A 15,538-nucleotide genomic window follows, 5' to 3' on the forward strand; every position below is an offset into this window, starting at 1 on the left:
AACACCGCCCTGCGCCCCCGCGACCTTGCCCTGGCCCTGCTCGTCATCGTGGTCTGGGGCCTCAACTTCGCCGTCATCAAAGTCGGTGTGGCCGATGTGCCGCCCATGCTGCTGGGTGCTCTGCGCTACCTGCTCGCGGCCTTCCCGGCGCTGCTGTTCGTCAAGCCGCCCAAGGTGCCGCTCCGGCTGTACCTGCTGTACGGCATGACCATGGCCGTGGGCCAGTTTGCGCTGCTGTTCACGGCCATCCACATCGGCATGCCTTCGGGCCTGGCCTCGCTGGTGCTGCAAGCGCAGTCGTTTTTCACGCTGCTGCTGGCCGCCTGGTGGCTGCGCGAGAAATGGCAGGGCAACCAGGTGGCAGGCCTGGCGCTGGCGGGTGTGGGGCTGGTGTTGATCGGCAGCGCGCATGGCGCCTCGATGCCGCTGGCGGGTTTTGCGCTGACCGTGGCGGCCGCTGCGCTGTGGGGCTGCGGCAATATCGTCACGCGTGCCGTGGGGCGCTATGGGCCGATGAACCAGTTTGCCTTCATCGTCTGGTCCAGCGTGGTGGCTCCGCTGCCGTTTGTGGCCCTGGCGCTGGTGATGGACGGCCCCGGCGCCGTGATGGCAGCGGTGCAGCACCTGTCGCTCACATCGATGGCTGCCGTGGCCTACATCGCCTGGATCTCCACGTTGCTGGGCTTTGGCCTGTGGACCTCTCTCATGTCGCGCTACCCCGTGAACCGCGTGGCGCCCTTCACGCTGCTGGTGCCGGTGGTGGGGCTGACCACGGGCTGGGTGGTGTTTGGCGAACAGCTGCTGCCCGTGCACTTTGCGGGCGCCGGGCTCTTGATGGCAGGGCTGGTGGTCAACGTGTTTGGCGGCCCGGCCTGGGCGGCCGTGATGGGGCGGCTGCGCGGGGCGCAGTAAGACCGGCTCAAGAAAAGTGGCGTTGCGCTACACCGCCAGCGGCAGCTCGGTGGTCGAAAGGACATTGCGCAACACCATGAACGAGCGCACCTGCCGCACCCCCGGCAGGTAGAGCAACTGCTCGGCATGCAGACGGTTGAAGCTGTCGTTGTCGCGCGTGCGCACCAGCATGAAGTAGTCGAACTCGCCGGTGACCACATGGCATTCCATGCAACCGGACACCTTGGCCGCCGCCTTTTCAAACTCGGCAAATGAATCGGGCGTGGAGCGGTCCAGCACCACGCCAATCATCACCAGCATGCCCGCGCCCACGGCCTGGGGGTTGAGCAACGCCACCACCTTGTCGATGAGCCCCAGGCGCCTGAGGCGCTCCACGCGGCGCAGGCAGGCAGGGGGGCTCAGGTGCACCTTCTCGGCCAGTGCCACATTGGACAGCGACGCGTCGCGCTGCAGCTGGCGCAGGATGGCTTTGTCGGTGCGGTCCAGCTCGGCCGAGACATCGGCCTGCGGCACATTCTTGGGACGAACTTTTGTTGCGCACATTGTTTGTTTAAAGAAATATTGATCGCCATCATTTTGGTCCAGAAACAAATATCTCCGAAATTTGGCCAAACTTTGCAACCACGTGATGCGCGTGTTTTTCTACGATGAAGGCACTGCAAGCCCTGTGCTTGCACCCCTTCTTCATCGACCGGAACACCGCCATGAACCTGCAGAAATTTGCCCGCCACCCGCTGACCTTTGGTCCCTCCCCCATCACGCCCCTCAACCGCCTGTCGGCCCACCTGGGCGGCAAGGTGCACCTGTATGCCAAGCGCGAGGACTGCAACTCCGGCTTGGCCTTTGGCGGCAACAAGACGCGCAAGCTCGAATACCTGATCCCTGAAGCCATCGCGGGCGGCTACGACACGCTGGTGTCCATCGGCGGCATCCAGTCCAACCAGACGCGCCAGGTGGCCGCCGTGGCCGCGCACCTGGGCATGAAGTGCGTGCTGGTGCAGGAGAACTGGGTCAACTACTCTGACGCCGTGTACGACCGCGTGGGCAACATCGAGATGAGCCGCATCATGGGCGCCGATGTGCGCCTGGACGCAGCGGGTTTTGACATCGGCATCCGCCCCAGCTGGGAGCAGGCCATGGAGGACGTGAAGAAGGCCGGTGGCAAGCCCTTCCCCATCCCGGCGGGCTGCTCCGAGCACCCGTACGGCGGCCTGGGCTTTGTGGGCTTTGCCGAAGAGGTGCGCCAGCAGGAGAAAGAACTGGGATTCCAGTTCGACTACATCGTCGTGTGCTCGGTCACGGGCAGCACGCAGGCGGGCATGGTGGTGGGCTTTGCGGCCGACGGCCGGGCGCGCAAGGTGATCGGCATCGACGCGTCGGCCAAGCCCGCGCAGACCCATGCGCAGATCCTGCGCATCGCCCAGAACACCGCAAAGCTCGTGGAGCTGGGCCAGGAACTCACCGCCGAGGACGTGGTGCTGGACACGCGCTACGGCGGCCCCGAGTACGGCCTGCCGAGCGAAGGCACGCTCGAAGCCATCCGCCTGTGCGCACGCAAGGAAGGCATGCTCACCGACCCGGTGTACGAAGGCAAGTCCATGCACGGCATGATCGACATGGTGCGCAACGGCGAATTCCCTGACGGCTCCCGCGTGCTGTACGCGCACCTGGGAGGGGTGCCGGCGCTCAACGCCTACAGCTTTCTTTTTCGCAACGGCTGATCACCCCCACACCACGGCGCGTGAAGAGCAGGAGCGCCTGGCCCGGCTGGCCGGGCTCTCGCTGATCTGAAGCGCCCCGCACTGGGGCTGGCGGATCAGGCCGTGAGCAGCTTCTGCACCCGCTCGCGCAGCAGCGTGGGCTGCACCTCGGTTGGGGCCACGGCAGAGCCCACATTCAGGCCCACCCGGCTGTAAAAGCCCCGGCGGAACGGTCGCACCATCGCGCCGCCTTGTTCAATGCGGCTGAAGTAGGAGCCCCACAGGTTGGTCAGCGCCATGGGGACCACCGGGGCCTCGACCCCCTCGGCCTTCGCCCGCTCGATGATCTTCATGATGCCGCCCTTGAACTCCTGCAGCTGCCCGTCCTTGGTGATGCCGCCTTCGGGGAAGATGGCGAGCAGGTCGCCCTCGCGCAGCACCTGGGCGGCACGGTCAAAGGCGGCTTCATAGGTCTTCGGGTCTTCCTTGTAGGGCGCAATCGGGATCGCCTTGGCCAGGCGGAACAGCCAGCCCAGCACCGGCACGCGGAAGATGCGGTGGTCCATCACGAAGTAGATGGGGCGGGGGCTGGCCGCCATGAGCAGCACGGCATCGACAAAACTCACGTGGTTGCAGGCCAGGATGGCCGCGCCCGCCGAAGGCAGGTTCTCATCGCCCTGCACCTTGAAGCGGTACACAAACCGCGACGACACCCAGGCGATGAAGCGCAGCAGGTACTCGGGCACCAGCATGAAGATGTAGAACGCCACCACCGCGTTGGCGATGCCGGTGAACAGGAAGATCTGCGGCACCGTGAAGCCCGCGCCCAGCATGGCGCCCGCGATGAGCGAGCTGGCGATCATGAACAGCGCGTTGAGGATGTTGTTGGCCGCGATGATGCGCGCGCGGTGTGTGGGCTGGCTGCGCATCTGGATCAGTGCGTACATGGGCACGCTGTACAGGCCCGCAAACAGGCTGAGCAGCAGCAGGTCCATCATCACGCGCCAGTGGGCGCCCTGGGCCATGAAGGCGGCCAGGCCCATGATGTCAGACGGAGGCAGGCTGCGCGACGCAAAGTACAGATCGATGGAAAACACGCTCATGCCGATGGCGCCCAGCGGCACCAGGCCGATCTCCACATGGCGGCGCGACAACACCTCGCACAGCAGCGAGCCGATGCCGATGCCAATCGAGAACACCACCAGCAGCAGCGAAGCCACTTGCTCGTTGCCATGCAGCACGTTCTTGGCCAGGCTCGGGAACTGGCTCAGGAACACCGCGCCGAAGAACCACATCCAGCTGATGCCCAGCAGCGAGCGGAACACCACGATGTTGCCGTGCGCGAGCTTGAGGTTGCGCCAGGTTTCGGTGAAGGGGTTCCAGTTGATGGTGAGGCCCGGGTCGGTGGCGGGCACCGAGGGGATGAAATGCGCCACCGCGCGCCCGGCCAGCGCCGCCAGCACGCAGGCCACCGCCACCGTGGTGTGGCCGATGCCAGGGATGGCCACCAAAAGGCCCCCCGCCACATTGCCCAGCAGGATGGCCACAAAGGTGCCCATCTCGACCATGCCGTTGCCCCCCGTAAGTTCGCGCTCGCTGAGCACCTGGGGCATGTAGGCGAACTTGACGGGGCCAAACAGCGTGGAATGCACGCCCATGAGGAAGGTGCACAGCAGCAGCACAGGCACATTGTTCGCAATGAAGCCCACGGCCGCCACCAGCATGATGGCGATCTCCATGTTCTTCACGAAGCGGATCATCTTCGTCTTGTCGTACTTGTCGGTGAGTTGCCCCGAGGTGGCCGAGAACAGCAAGAACGGCAGGATGAACAGCGCACCGATCACCAGCCCGGCCATGGCGGGCGGCAGCCAGTCCACGCTGAGCTGGTAGGTCACCATCACGGTGAACGCAAACTTGAACAGGTTGTCGTTGGCCGCGCCGGAGAATTGTGTCCAGAAGAACGGGGCGAACCGCCGCTGGCGCAGCAGGGCAAACTGGTTCGGGTCCTCATGCGTGGACGCTGGCGCCAGGCTGGTGGACGGGGTTTCGGGGTGCATGCGTTTCTCCTCGTTTCCGATGGGTTGGCTTGTTGGAATTTTCCGCGCCCGCGCTTCACACCCGTGAACTGCGGGCGACACCCACGGCGTGGGCGCCATTCTGCACAAACAACGTGACCTGCGGCCCGCCCGGTGCCCGGCGCGGGTGCCGCGCCGCAAGGGCCGTCAGCACGGGCCAGGCCGCGCCTGCGGCAAACAGGTGCTTGAGGCTGTGCCCCGACACCGCCTGGTAGGTAGCGTCAAACACCGCGTGGTCTGCCGCCTCGAACAGCTTGGCCACGGCATACAGGCCGATGACCGCGCCCAGGTGCATCGCCAGTGCGCCATCGCGCCGGGGCAAACACGCCAGGGCCAGCACCACCAGCATGCCGCCCAGCTGCACCACAGCCCAGGGCAGCAGGTTGCCGGTGTGCGCCCACCAGGCCACGGCCAGCGGCCCGGCCAGCAGCACCACACCGGCGGCGGCCCACCCGGCGCGCGCACTCACGCGGCCGGTGGCCGCCAGCCCCAGCAGGCCCGCAAACGGCAGCACCATGCCCAGCCGGTCCCACAGCAGGCCCGCGTCGTGCGGCTGCCCGTGGTACAGCATGGAGCCTGCTGCCGTGCACAGCAGTCCCGCAAAAAACAGCCCGGCCAGCCACCGCGACGCCACATCCAGTCCCACCGCCCGGCGCAGCATCACCAGCCCCCACACACCCGCCAGGGCAAAGGGCAGATTGCTCAGCACATCAAGCGCGCAAGGGATGCCCAGCCACGCACGCTGGTCGGCAAACGCGTGCTGGTGTTCGCTGGCGGGCAGCACCGGCCCCCAGACGGCCAGGGCGAACAAGGCAGCGGCGCCCAACAACAGGCCAGTCTCGGCCCGGTTGAGAGGAGTTGCGGAAGAAAACAACGGCATGGCGGAATTCCTGCGGAGTTGGAATGCCGCGCAGTGTGGGCAGGCCATCGCGTCTGGGCCCCGTAAAAGTCGCACAAAGGGCTACCCACGCCACTTTGGGTATTGATAATTGATACCCAACACCCACCCCTACCCGCCAACCGCCCCCAGCCATGAGCACCACCGCCGACCTCGTCACCGCCCTGAAAAAGGAACTGAAAACCGCGCAGATGACCTACGCCGACCTGGCCCAGGCGCTGGGCATGGCCGAGTCCAGCGTCAAGCGCATGCTGGCCAAGGGCGACATGCCGCTGTCACGCATCGACGCGATCTGCCGCGCGCTGGCGCTGGACTTTGCCGACCTGGCGCGGCGCGTGGCCGATGCGCAGCCGCTGCTCAAGGAACTGAGCCAGGAGCAGGAAAAAGCCGTGGTGGGCGACAAGAAGCTGCTGCTGATGGCGATCTGCGTGCTCAGCCAGTGGACGCTGGAGCAGGTCGTGGCCACCTATCGCCTCACCGAGGCCGAGGGCATCAAATACCTCGCGCAGCTCGACCGCATCGGCATCATCGAGCTGCGGCCGCTCAACCGCTACCGCCTCAAGCTGGCCAAGACCTTCCGCTGGCGCCCGCATGGCCCGGTGATGAACTACTTCCGCGAGCACGCGCTGCTCGACTACTTTGCGGGCGGCTTTGACGGCACGGGCGAAGGCGTGCTGCTGGTGCACGGCAACATCAGCCGCAGCCTGGCCCCCGCCTTCATGGAGCGCATGCAGCGCGTAGCCCAGGACTTTGCCCAGCAGCACCTGGCCGACCAGAAGCTGCCCGAACGCGAGCGCGAGGGCTACACCCTGCTGCTGGCCATGCGCAGCTGGGAGTTCGAGGCGTTCTCCAGCATGCGCAGATAGCCAGATGCTCACTTATTGATAGCTTAACCCGCTTTACCACGGCGCGGAGAAGGCCAAAAAAGGCAAGAAAAGGAACCCACAGACTGTCTAAAGAAGCCACAGCGCTCCACAAGACTTGACGTCACAAAGAGAAAAAACTATTCTTTAAATAACAAATTTTGTTAATTTAAAGATAGTTAAATGAAAACCACCCGCCAGCAACAAGACGCCACGCGCCGCCAGATCGTGGCCAGCGCGGTGGATCTCATGACCCGCCAGGGCTTCGATGGCACGACGATGAAGGACATCGCGCGCGCCGCAGGCATTGGCGATGCGACCATCTACAAATACTTCCCCACCAAGGACCGCATCGTGGTCGGCTACCTGGACGACACCGTCCAGCAGGCGCTGGCCGACACACTGCAGACCCCGGGGTTTGACGGCTACGGCCTGCAGGAAAAGCTGCAGCGACTGACCGACGCGGTGCTGGAGCGCCTGCTGGCCGACCGCGAGTTCGTGGCCCAGGTGCGCGGGCTGGCGCGGCGCTCGCCGCTGTCGATGCTGGCCGAGCCCCTGGCTGCGCGCCAGGGCCTGCGCGATGCGGTGAGCAGTTTTCTGGAAGCCGCCGAGGCCAGCGGCGAGATCGAGCCCTGCGACTTCAAGGGCCTGGCGGGCAGCCTCTACACCGACTACCTTGCGGGCGTGGTGAGCTACTGGCTGGCCGACACCTCCGACGAGTTCGCCGACACCACGCAGCTGGTGGACCTGTCGCTGGGCGTGCTGGTGCAGGCGCTGCGCGTGGGCCTGGTCAACCGCGTGGCGCAGCTGGGCGGCTTTGTGCTGCGCAGCCAGATGGCGCGCATGGCCCAGCACGGCAGCGGCCTGCTGGGCATGCTGCAACTGGCGCGGCAGACGCTGGGCAGTGCCCCGCCACACGCATCCCCCGCCCAGCGCAGCCCTGAGCCCCCGGCGCCACCCCCACGCCGCGCCAAACGTGCACCCAGCGCCCCGACCGCAACGAAGCCCGCCACGCCCCGCAAGAGGAAGAGCGCCCCATGACCTCGCCCACAGCCACCGCCGCCCCCACCACCGCGCGCGCCACCCAGGTGCCACCCGGCACGGCCATCCACGCCACCCTGCCCGGGGCCGATTTTTTTGATGCCTACGAGGTGGCCGACCGGCACCCCGCGCGCTCGGCCCTGCAGTCGTGGCTGGACGTGGCGGCCCGCACCCCGGCATGGACGCGCGCCCTCATGTTCGTGCGCAACAAGGCCGTGCGCCTGGTGGGCCTGAAGGACCTGGGCCAGTTGGACGACGGCTACCCGCCCGCCAGCGGCCGCCCTCTGCGCGACGCGCGCAGCTACCGCGTGGGCGACCGCGTGGGCATCTTCCGCATCCGGCACCTGAGCGACACCGAGGTGGTGATGGGCCAGGACGACAAGCACCTGGACGTGCAGGTGTCCATCTGCAAACAGCCCGCCGCCCCCGGCGCCGCGCCCCGGGTGGTGCTGAGCACGGTGGTGCACATCCACAACACACTGGGCCATGCCTACATGGCGGTGATCACGCCCATCCACCGCGTCATTGCACGCGGCACGGCGCAGCGCCTGGCAGACCATGGCCAAAGCTAAAGCGGAGGCCCCGCGCACCGGCAAGCTGGCGCGCAGCGCCATCACCGGGCTGGCAGCGGCACGCATCGGCATGGCCGAGCTTTCGCACCGCACACGCAAGCGCTCGGCCCAGGCGCAGGCCGAGCACGAGGCCGCGCTGGGCCGCATCCTGTTTGGCGCGCTGGGGCAGTTGCGGGGCTCGGCGCTCAAGGTGTCGCAGTTGCTCAGCATGCACCCGCAGCTGCTGCCCGAGGGCGTGCGGCGCGAGCTGGCCCGCGCCCACCACCAGGCTCCGCCGCTCAACCGCGCGCTGGTCGGCCGCGTGTTCCGCCAGGCGTTCGGGCAAGAGCCCGAGGCGCTGTTCGAGCACTTCGAGCCCACCGCATTTGCCGCAGCCAGCCTGGGCCAGGTGCACCGCGCACAGCTGGCGGGCCACGGCACGGTGGCCGTGAAGGTGCAGTACCCCGGCATCGCCGCCACCATTGCCAGCGACATGCAGCTCATGCGCGCCGCGCTGCGCGCGCTGGCCCACACCGACATGCCCCTGCCCACCGACACGGTGATGGACAGCGTGATGACCGAGATCGAGGCCACGCTGCTGCGCGAGGTGGACTACCTGCAGGAGGCCGAACAGCTGCTGTGGTTTGCCCAGCACGCGGCGCGGCCGGGGGTGATGATGGCGCAACCCATCCTCTCGCACACCCGCGCCCAGGTGCTCACACAGCAGTTTGTGCCCGGCCAGCCGCTGCAGGCATGGCTGGCCACCCAGCCCACGCAGGCGCAGCGCGACCAGGCCGGGCAGCACCTGTGGGACTGGTTCATGCACTGCATTTTTGTGCTGGGGCGGGTGCATGCAGACCCCCACCCGGGCAACTTTGTGTTTGCGCCTGATGGCACGGTGGGCGTGCTGGACTTTGGCTGCACACGCAGCCTGTCCGCAGGGTTTCGCGCGCAGGTCCGGCAGGCCTGGTCCGCCCTGCTGCGGCCCCCAGACGACCCGCAGCGCCATGCACGGGTGCTGCAGGCCTACCAGGCCCTGGGCCTGGCCGGGGCCGACATGAGCCTGCCCACCTACCGCACCGACCTGGCCCCCGTGCTGGCCGAGATGCAGGCCTGGCAGATCGAGCCCTTCACAGAGGCCGTGTTCGACTTTGGCACCAAAACCCCACCGCCGCTGACGCCCCCCGCCGACCAGCGCATGCTGGGCCGCCACCTGCAACAGGTGCCCAGCGAAATGCCCGCGTTCGAGCGCATGTGGATGGGCCTGATGCACCTGCTCACGCAGCTGGGCGCGCGGGTGCACACCCGGGGGGCGCACTGGCTCGCCCCCGCCGGCGCCAACCCCTGACCGCCCCCTTCACGAACAAACCAGACACCGGGAGGAGAAGAAACATGAATACATCGCTGGTCCTTGCCGCCGTGGGCCTGGCCCTGGTGGGCGCCGTCCATTCCGTGCTCGGAGAAATCCTCGTGTTCCGCTCGCTGCGCCTGCGCGGCGTCGTGCCCACCGGCGGCCAGCCCGTGCTGCGCGAGCAGCATGTGCGCATCCTCTGGGGCAGCTGGCACCTGGTGACGGTGCTGGGCTGGGCCTTTAGTGCCCTGCTGTGGCGCCTGGGGACGGTGCCTGTGGACGCGGGCCTGGGCGCCTGGGTAGCCGATGTGGCGGCGGGCGCCACGCTGGCCTGCGGGCTGCTGGTGTTTTTTGCCACCGAGGGGCGGCACCCCGCCTGGGTGGCGCTGATGCTGCTGGCGGTGGTGATCTGGTGGCGCTGAGCCCCAGCGCGAGCGTGACAAAAATCACACGCCTCCCAGGTGCCGCCGCCCCAGGAAACACAACTTCACAAGACTTCGCAATCCGACTACACCGGCTTGACGCAGGGCCCGCAGCATGAAGGCTCCGGTTCCGACAGGGACCATTTTGAGGAGTTCACCATGGCCCGCAATGCACTCGCCGCTGTATCCATCGCCCTGCTGACGCTGGCTGCCGCCACGGCAGCGCACGCGCAGCACACCAGCGCCACCGTTGTCATCGGTGCGGACGCACCCCGCTACCACGGCCCTGCGCCGGTGGTGGTGCAGTACCAGGCGCCCCCGCCTCCCCGCTACGAAGCCGTGCCGCATCCGCGCCGGGGCATGGTCTGGGTGCCCGGCCACTGGGAGTGGCGCGGCCACCGCCATGTCTGGCAACACGGCCACTGGGTGAAGGCCCGCCCGGGCTACCACTACCGCGAACCGCGCTGGGTGGAACATGGCGGCCGCTGGAACATGCAGCCCGGCGGCTGGGACCGCGACGGTGACGGTGTGCCCAACCGGCACGACCGGGACCGCGATGGCGATGGCGTGTCCAACCGCCACGACCGCAGCCCCGACAACCCGTACCGCCGCTGACTGGCACGCAGGTCAGTCGAACACCAGCTCAGCCCGGCCCAGGCCCGGGAAATCCGCCACCACCCGTGTGCCCGGCGCCACCAGCACGGTGCCGGTGCACGAGCCCGTCGTTACCCACTGGCCCGCGCGCAGCCCGCCCAGGCTGTGCGCGCCCCCGTTGGCCAGCCAGGCCAGCAGCCGCTGCGGATCGCCCGCCGGGTTGCCCCAGGTGGCGTGCTGCACGGCCACCGATTCGTTGACCCACAGGTCCACCCCCTGCGCCAGCGGCTGCACTGCCGCCACATCGGCCGTCCCGGTGCCCACCACCAGCGCGCCATGGCAGGCCTGGTCGGCCAGACGGCACCATTCGTCCTGCCGGGCCCAGGCGGCAAAACGCGTGTCGCACACCTCGATGGCAGCACGCACCGACACCAGGGCCGCGCGCACCTCGGCAGGGCTGTAGGGCGTTGCGCGCGGAGGCAGGTCGGCGCCCAGTTCGTAGACCAGTTCCGCCTCCACCCCGAGCACCGCAAAACCGGCAGCGGGCAGGTGCACCGCAGCGTGCGCGGCCTGCGCCACCCACACCGAATCGCGCGTGAGCGCCGCGCGCGCGGGCAGCGCGTCGGGCGATGCCGCGCCTACCTTCCAGCCAGCGACCTCGCCGCGCTCGCGCACCACCGCGTCCTGCACGGCATAGGCCTGGGCCGCGTTTTGCGGGCGCAAGCCAGCAGGAAGGTCCAGCGGGCGGGGCCTGCGCCCCTGGCGGGCCATGGTGAGCACGGCGGCACTGGTCTGTGGGTCAAAGGCGGTATCGGGCATGGGCGGGTCCAGGGGCAGGGAGATCGGCAAATTATGGCCACCAGCCACCGGGGCCCAAGGCCCCAGCATCAGCAACGATTGCGACCCATTAGCGCCCAGAAGGCGTTTTCTATACGCCGGTCGCTCCTAGAATGGCCCCGCAGGAGAGCGCAGTGGCACCGCCCGCTGTGCACCGAAGGCGCAAACTCCCATACACGCTCAGGTTCCGTACTGCACCATTTTTCAAAGCCGTCTGGAGAGCCGCTTCGCGCAACGCGAAGCGCACCGAAGGAGCAAGCCGCAGCCCGGGTGGGTGGCGGTGAATCTCTCAGGTACCAAGGACAGGGGGAGCGGCAGCCTGGCGGACATGCGCCAGCTGTTTGCTATTAATTTAGTAGCTGCAACCGCATACCCATCAGGCGCGAACCCCTTAGAAGGCTTCAAAAAATGCGCGTGATCGTTCTCGGCGCCGGCTTGCTCGGCGTGACTTCGGCTTATTTCCTCTCGCAACTGGGTCACGAAGTGACCGTCATCGACCGCCAGGGCACGCCCGGCGCCGAGACCAGCTTTGCCAACGGCGGCCAGATCTCGGTGAGCCACGCCGAGCCCTGGGCCAACCCCAGTGCGCCGCTCAAGGTGCTGCAGTGGCTGGGCAAGGAAGATGCGCCTCTGCTGTTCCGCCTGCGCGCCGACATGCGGCAGTGGCTGTGGGGCCTGTCCTTCTTGCGCAACTGCACACCCGCGCGCACGCGCCACAACATCGAGCAGATCGTGCGCCTGGGCACCTACAGCCGCGACACGCTGCAGCAGCTGCGCGCGGCCACCGGCATCCCGTACGACCAGCGCACGCAGGGCATCCTGCACTTCTATACCAACCAAAAGGAATTCGACGGCGCGCTGGCCCCGGCCGAGCAGATGCGCGCGTTGGGCTGTGAGCGCCAGGTGATCAGCGCCGACGAGGCCGTGCGCATCGAGCCCGCGCTGGCCCATATCCGCCCGCAGCTGGCGGGCGCCACCTACACGGCCGAGGACGAATCCGGCGACGCCAACCAGTTCACGCGCGAGCTGGCCAAGCTGTGCGAGGCGGCGGGCGTGCAGTTCCGCATGGGCCACCACATCACCGCACTGCGCGAGGTGGGCGGCCGCATCGACCATGTGGAAGTGACCAATGCCGAAGGCCGCTTCGAACGCGTGCGCGGCGACGCGTTTGTGCTGGCCATGGGCTCGTTCAGCCCGCTGCTGGCGCAGCCGCTGGGTATCCAGCTGCCGATTTATCCGGCCAAGGGTTACTCGGTGACGATGCCGGTGAAGGACGCTTCCAAGGCGCACCAGGTGAGCCTGACGGACGATGAGTTCAAGCTCGTGTTCTCGCGCTACACCAGCGAGCGGGGTGACCGTCTGCGCATTGCGGGCACCGCCGAGCTGAACGGCTACGACCGCCACCTGAACCAGGTGCGCTGCGAGGCCATCGTGCGGCGCGTGGAGCAGCTCTTCCCCGGCGCGGGCGACACCACCCAGGCGCAGTTCTGGAGCGGCCTGCGCCCCGCCACGCCCAGCAACGTGCCGCTGATCGGCAAGACCAAAGTGGGCAACCTGTTCCTCAACACCGGCCACGGCACGCTGGGCTGGACGCATGCCTGCGGCTCGGGCAAGGCCCTGGCCGACATCGTGAGCGGCCGTGTGCCCGAGGTGGACTTTGCGTTCCAGGGGTTGCAGGGGCGCGCAGCCGGGGCGGCGCTGGTGCCGTCGCGCACGGCGGCTTGAACCAGCGCGCGGTTGCAGCGAGGCAAGGCTGCAGCAACCGCTGCGAAAGGCTGCGCCTACTTGGCGGCGCCCGTGGCGTGCGCCACAAACTGCGCCACGGCCAGCATGTCCTTCTCGCTCATGCGCTCGGCATACGAAGGCATCACGCCGATACCCGCCTTGAGCGCGCGCAGAACGCGGCCAGCGTCAGGTTTCAGCTCATCCAGCACCGGGCCCACCTGGCCCTCGGCACCGGCGGCCTGCAGCGTATGGCACACCGCGCAGGCGGGCTGGATCTTGGTGAACAGCTCCTTGCCGCGCGCCAGTTCGGCCGGGTCGGCAGCCCAGCTGGCGCCCGCCCACAGTAACGCCAGCCCTACCAGCAAACTGCCTTGCGGCACCCGATACCGTCCGATAGCGGCGCGCACCCACGCCAGTGCCACCGTGGAACTGGCTCTGCCAGGCCACGGGTGGCGTCCCCCCACCGGGGGGAAGGCGCAAAGCGCCTCAGGGGGGAGCGAGGTCATGCCACGGTCACGGTGACGGCGTGGTCACGCCAGCTGGCGTTGTTGTAGCCGCCCAGGTTTTCCTCGCGCTGCTCGGCCTGCACATTGCCTGCCGTGTCGGTGGCGCGGCTGGCCAGCACATGGGTGCCCGCCTCCAGGCGCACGGGCAGCGCAAACTGCCGCCACGCGAACGGGCCCAGGTCCGGGCCGATGAGCTTGGCCGCCTGCCAGGTCTTGCCGCCATCGACCGACACCTCCACACCCTTGATGCCGCGCGTGCCGCCAAAGGCCACGCCATGCACCTGCACCTGGCCGGGCTTGAGCGGGCCCTTGTCGGCCAAGGGGCCGTTGATCCACGACTTCACGCCCATCTCCCACACCGAGGGCTGGTCGGGGCTGGCCTTGCTGCCGGGCGGCGACATGCGGTAGCCGTGCGACATGATGCGCGCCTGCGACTGCGCGGCGGTGAAGGCCACGCGCTTGACGTACTTGATGTTGTTCACGCCCTGGTAGCCGGGCACCACCAGGCGCAATGGCCCACCGTGCGCCAGCGACAGCGGCTCGCCATTCATCTCCCAGGCCAGCAGCGCGTCATCGAGCGCCTTCACGGGCACCGAGCGCTCCACCAGCACGGTGAGCGGATCCACGCCCTCGGGCAGCTTCTCGCCGCCCGTGCCGGTCAGGTAGGCCGCGCCGTCGGCCAGCCCACCCAGGGCCGCCACCACATTGCGCAGCGGCACGCCGCTCCAGACCACGCAACCTGCAGCACCCACCTGCCAGGGCGTGCCGCTCGGTTTGCTGGGGAAGAAGCCCCGGCCGTTGCCCGAGCACTGCAGCACGGTGGCCACGGTTTCCACGCCCAGGGTGCGGAGTTCGGCCAGCGTCAGGCTGCGCGGGCTTTTCACTCCTTCGATGGACACGCTCCAGGCATCGCGGTTGTCCAGGATGGCCGCGTCGGGGGCGGGCAGGTTGTTGCGCACATAGAGCTGGTTCGACGGCGTGATGACGCTGGTGCCAAACGCGGAACGGCGCGTCTCCAGCGTGCTGGTGCTGTGCACGATCAGGGCTTCGGGCGTCTTCCAGCCTGCATAGGCGGGCAGCGGCTTGGCGGCCGGGGCAGCGGCCGCCTGGGCCCGGGCGTTGCCCGTCCACCCGGCCAGGCCCAGCGCACCCAGGGCGGCGGCGCTTCCGGCCAGCAGGTGGCGGCGCGGCAAGGTCGTGGAATGTGTCATGGGAAGGTCTCCAAAATGGGGGTGGAATGGGCAGGCAGGGTGGTCCCGGCCCGGCGACAGCCCCCTTTTGTCCGATGGGAGGCAGCCCGCATTCTGTCGGGCCGCTCCGGCCCGGTGCACGCAACATTGCGTTAACAGAAGTAACAGATACAAAACACCCGAAACATCTGCACGCATGTCAGGCGGTGTGGGCATATTCGCCGCTTCCGAGAGAGACCGAAAGCAGAAAGGGCGACACACCATGAACATCCCCCCAAGACCCCCAGCACGCCGCGCCACCACCCGGCTGGCCGTGCTGCTGTGCTGGAGCCTCGGCTGCAGCGCTGCGCTGGCCCAGCTCACTGCCATGGTGGCGGTGGAGCCCACCGCGCGCAAGGCCGCCCATTCCATCCTGCGCACGGCGGCCGAATCGGGCCTGGCCAAGGCCTCGGGCCAGCCCGTGGCCCTGGCCACCAGCGACGACCTGGCCGACGTGATGCGCGCCACCCGCAGCGCGGGCTACGACATCTTCATCGGCCCGGCGCAGGTGGCGGCCTCGGCCCTGCAGCGGGGTTACGAGTTGGTGGGCGCCACGCACAAGTCCGACAAGTATCTGCTGGTGGGGCTGGTGCAGATCGACGCCGTGCCCGCCATGAAGGGCCGCCGCCTCTACCTGCCGCAGCAGGACTCGATCTACACCTACATGGCGCGCGGCATGCTCAACGAGGCCGGGCTGTCGTTCCAGGACCTGCGCGCCGTGCAGTATGAAAAGTTTCCCCAGGCCGGGCTCACGGCCCTGACCCTGGGCTCCACCGACGCCACCGTGGTGCGCGAGGACGACTGGGCCGAGTGGGCGGCCGCGCACCCCGGCAC

General features: G+C 68.1%; 16 protein-coding genes and 1 riboswitch. Of the genes, 10 read left to right on the forward strand and 6 right to left on the reverse strand.

What is annotated here, in order from left to right; translation table 11 throughout:
• Positions 1-9 precede the first annotated feature (9 nt).
• Complete coding sequence (locus AC07Z7_RS05950; RefSeq protein ID WP_494765662.1) at positions 10-912, forward strand: EamA family transporter; 903 nt, start codon at positions 10-12, stop codon at positions 910-912.
• Positions 913-939: 27 nt separating this feature from the next.
• Here the strand turns inward: AC07Z7_RS05950 and AC07Z7_RS05955 are convergent, their stop codons facing one another.
• Positions 940-1,455 carry an Lrp/AsnC family transcriptional regulator gene (locus AC07Z7_RS05955; protein ID WP_494765649.1) on the reverse strand — a complete coding sequence of 172 codons (516 nt, stop codon included), beginning with the start codon at positions 1,453-1,455 and terminating at the stop codon, positions 940-942.
• Between the two features lie 161 nt (positions 1,456-1,616).
• Here AC07Z7_RS05955 and AC07Z7_RS05960 point away from each other — a divergent pair, with 161 nt between their 5' ends.
• Entirely contained in the window at positions 1,617-2,633 is a 1,017-nt protein-coding gene (locus AC07Z7_RS05960) for a 1-aminocyclopropane-1-carboxylate deaminase (protein WP_494765650.1), read from the forward strand.
• Between the two features lie 95 nt (positions 2,634-2,728).
• Here AC07Z7_RS05960 and AC07Z7_RS05965 read toward each other — a convergent pair whose 3' ends face one another.
• Together AC07Z7_RS05965 and AC07Z7_RS05970 are read right to left on the reverse strand one after the other, a co-directional pair.
• Positions 2,729-4,669, reverse strand: coding sequence for an MFS transporter (locus tag AC07Z7_RS05965; protein WP_494765651.1), 1,941 nt, complete (start codon positions 4,667-4,669; stop codon positions 2,729-2,731).
• A 55-nt stretch (positions 4,670-4,724) separates the two neighbouring features.
• Entirely contained in the window at positions 4,725-5,567 is an 843-nt protein-coding gene (locus tag AC07Z7_RS05970; protein WP_494765652.1) for a hypothetical protein, read from the reverse strand.
• A 152-nt stretch (positions 5,568-5,719) separates the two neighbouring features.
• Here AC07Z7_RS05970 and AC07Z7_RS05975 point away from each other — a divergent pair, with 152 nt between their 5' ends.
• From AC07Z7_RS05975 to AC07Z7_RS06000, 6 genes are all read left to right on the forward strand, one after another.
• Positions 5,720-6,451 (forward strand): helix-turn-helix domain-containing protein, encoded by a 732-nt coding sequence (locus AC07Z7_RS05975; RefSeq protein ID WP_094290327.1) that lies wholly within the window; start codon positions 5,720-5,722, stop codon positions 6,449-6,451.
• A gap of 180 nt (positions 6,452-6,631) precedes the next feature.
• On the forward strand, positions 6,632-7,489 hold the full coding sequence (locus AC07Z7_RS05980; RefSeq protein WP_494765653.1) for a TetR/AcrR family transcriptional regulator: 858 nt from the start codon (positions 6,632-6,634) through the stop codon (positions 7,487-7,489).
• Positions 7,486-8,061 carry a DUF2867 domain-containing protein gene (locus AC07Z7_RS05985; RefSeq protein ID WP_494765654.1) on the forward strand — a complete coding sequence of 192 codons (576 nt, stop codon included), beginning with the start codon at positions 7,486-7,488 and terminating at the stop codon, positions 8,059-8,061. The genes AC07Z7_RS05980 and AC07Z7_RS05985 overlap by 4 nt, the downstream gene beginning before the upstream one ends.
• Positions 8,048-9,388, forward strand: coding sequence for an ABC1 kinase family protein (locus tag AC07Z7_RS05990; protein ID WP_494765655.1), 1,341 nt, complete (start codon positions 8,048-8,050; stop codon positions 9,386-9,388). The genes AC07Z7_RS05985 and AC07Z7_RS05990 overlap by 14 nt, the downstream gene beginning before the upstream one ends.
• 44 nt (positions 9,389-9,432) lie before the next feature.
• Positions 9,433-9,813, forward strand: a complete 381-nt coding sequence (locus AC07Z7_RS05995; RefSeq protein ID WP_094290331.1) for a hypothetical protein — start codon at positions 9,433-9,435, stop codon at positions 9,811-9,813.
• Positions 9,814-9,972: 159 nt separating this feature from the next.
• Positions 9,973-10,428, forward strand: a complete 456-nt coding sequence (locus AC07Z7_RS06000; RefSeq protein WP_252658821.1) for a hypothetical protein — start codon at positions 9,973-9,975, stop codon at positions 10,426-10,428.
• A 12-nt stretch (positions 10,429-10,440) separates the two neighbouring features.
• Here AC07Z7_RS06000 and AC07Z7_RS06005 read toward each other — a convergent pair whose 3' ends face one another.
• The gene (locus tag AC07Z7_RS06005) at positions 10,441-11,226 is read right to left on the reverse strand and encodes a 2-keto-4-pentenoate hydratase (protein WP_494765656.1); all 786 of its coding nucleotides are present in this window, start codon (positions 11,224-11,226) and stop codon (positions 10,441-10,443) included.
• Positions 11,227-11,448: 222 nt separating this feature from the next.
• Positions 11,449-11,560: riboswitch (glycine riboswitch) on the forward strand.
• 92 nt (positions 11,561-11,652) lie between these two features.
• On the opposite strand from AC07Z7_RS06005, the gene AC07Z7_RS06010 reads away from it, so the two are divergent.
• A complete protein-coding gene (locus AC07Z7_RS06010; protein WP_494765657.1) occupies positions 11,653-12,969 on the forward strand; it encodes a D-amino acid dehydrogenase in 1,317 nt (438 codons plus the stop codon).
• Positions 12,970-13,025: 56 nt separating this feature from the next.
• Here the strand turns inward: AC07Z7_RS06010 and sorU are convergent, their stop codons facing one another.
• Positions 13,026-13,334, reverse strand: a complete 309-nt coding sequence (gene sorU / locus AC07Z7_RS06015) for a SorU family sulfite dehydrogenase c-type cytochrome subunit (protein ID WP_094290334.1) — start codon at positions 13,332-13,334, stop codon at positions 13,026-13,028.
• 137 nt (positions 13,335-13,471) lie between these two features.
• Complete coding sequence (gene sorT, locus AC07Z7_RS06020; RefSeq protein WP_494765658.1) at positions 13,472-14,686, reverse strand: SorT family sulfite dehydrogenase catalytic subunit; 1,215 nt, start codon at positions 14,684-14,686, stop codon at positions 13,472-13,474.
• Between the two features lie 241 nt (positions 14,687-14,927).
• On the opposite strand from sorT, the gene AC07Z7_RS06025 reads away from it, so the two are divergent.
• A partial coding sequence (locus AC07Z7_RS06025; protein ID WP_494765659.1) for a PhnD/SsuA/transferrin family substrate-binding protein occupies positions 14,928-15,538 on the forward strand: 611 nt, incomplete at its 3' end.

The sequence above is a fragment of the Acidovorax sp. GW101-11A03 genome, from assembly GCF_059424825.1.

Excerpts from the sequence above, each read along its gene's own strand:
- AC07Z7_RS05955 (WP_494765649.1), bottom strand. The coding sequence starts at position 1,455 with ATGTGCGCAACAAAAGTTCGTCCCAAGAATGTGCCGCAGGCCGATGTC.
- AC07Z7_RS05960 (WP_494765650.1), top strand. The coding sequence starts at position 1,617 with ATGAACCTGCAGAAATTTGCCCGCCACCCGCTGACCTTTGGTCCCTCC.
- AC07Z7_RS05965 (WP_494765651.1), bottom strand. The coding sequence starts at position 4,669 with ATGCACCCCGAAACCCCGTCCACCAGCCTGGCGCCAGCGTCCACGCAT.
- AC07Z7_RS05970 (WP_494765652.1), bottom strand. The coding sequence starts at position 5,567 with ATGCCGTTGTTTTCTTCCGCAACTCCTCTCAACCGGGCCGAGACTGGC.
- AC07Z7_RS05975 (WP_094290327.1), top strand. The coding sequence starts at position 5,720 with ATGAGCACCACCGCCGACCTCGTCACCGCCCTGAAAAAGGAACTGAAA.
- AC07Z7_RS05980 (WP_494765653.1), top strand. The coding sequence starts at position 6,632 with ATGAAAACCACCCGCCAGCAACAAGACGCCACGCGCCGCCAGATCGTG.
- AC07Z7_RS05985 (WP_494765654.1), top strand. The coding sequence starts at position 7,486 with ATGACCTCGCCCACAGCCACCGCCGCCCCCACCACCGCGCGCGCCACC.
- AC07Z7_RS05990 (WP_494765655.1), top strand. The coding sequence starts at position 8,048 with ATGGCCAAAGCTAAAGCGGAGGCCCCGCGCACCGGCAAGCTGGCGCGC.
- AC07Z7_RS05995 (WP_094290331.1), top strand. The coding sequence starts at position 9,433 with ATGAATACATCGCTGGTCCTTGCCGCCGTGGGCCTGGCCCTGGTGGGC.
- AC07Z7_RS06000 (WP_252658821.1), top strand. The coding sequence starts at position 9,973 with ATGGCCCGCAATGCACTCGCCGCTGTATCCATCGCCCTGCTGACGCTG.
- AC07Z7_RS06005 (WP_494765656.1), bottom strand. The coding sequence starts at position 11,226 with ATGCCCGATACCGCCTTTGACCCACAGACCAGTGCCGCCGTGCTCACC.
- AC07Z7_RS06010 (WP_494765657.1), top strand. The coding sequence starts at position 11,653 with ATGCGCGTGATCGTTCTCGGCGCCGGCTTGCTCGGCGTGACTTCGGCT.
- sorT (WP_494765658.1), bottom strand. The coding sequence starts at position 14,686 with ATGACACATTCCACGACCTTGCCGCGCCGCCACCTGCTGGCCGGAAGC.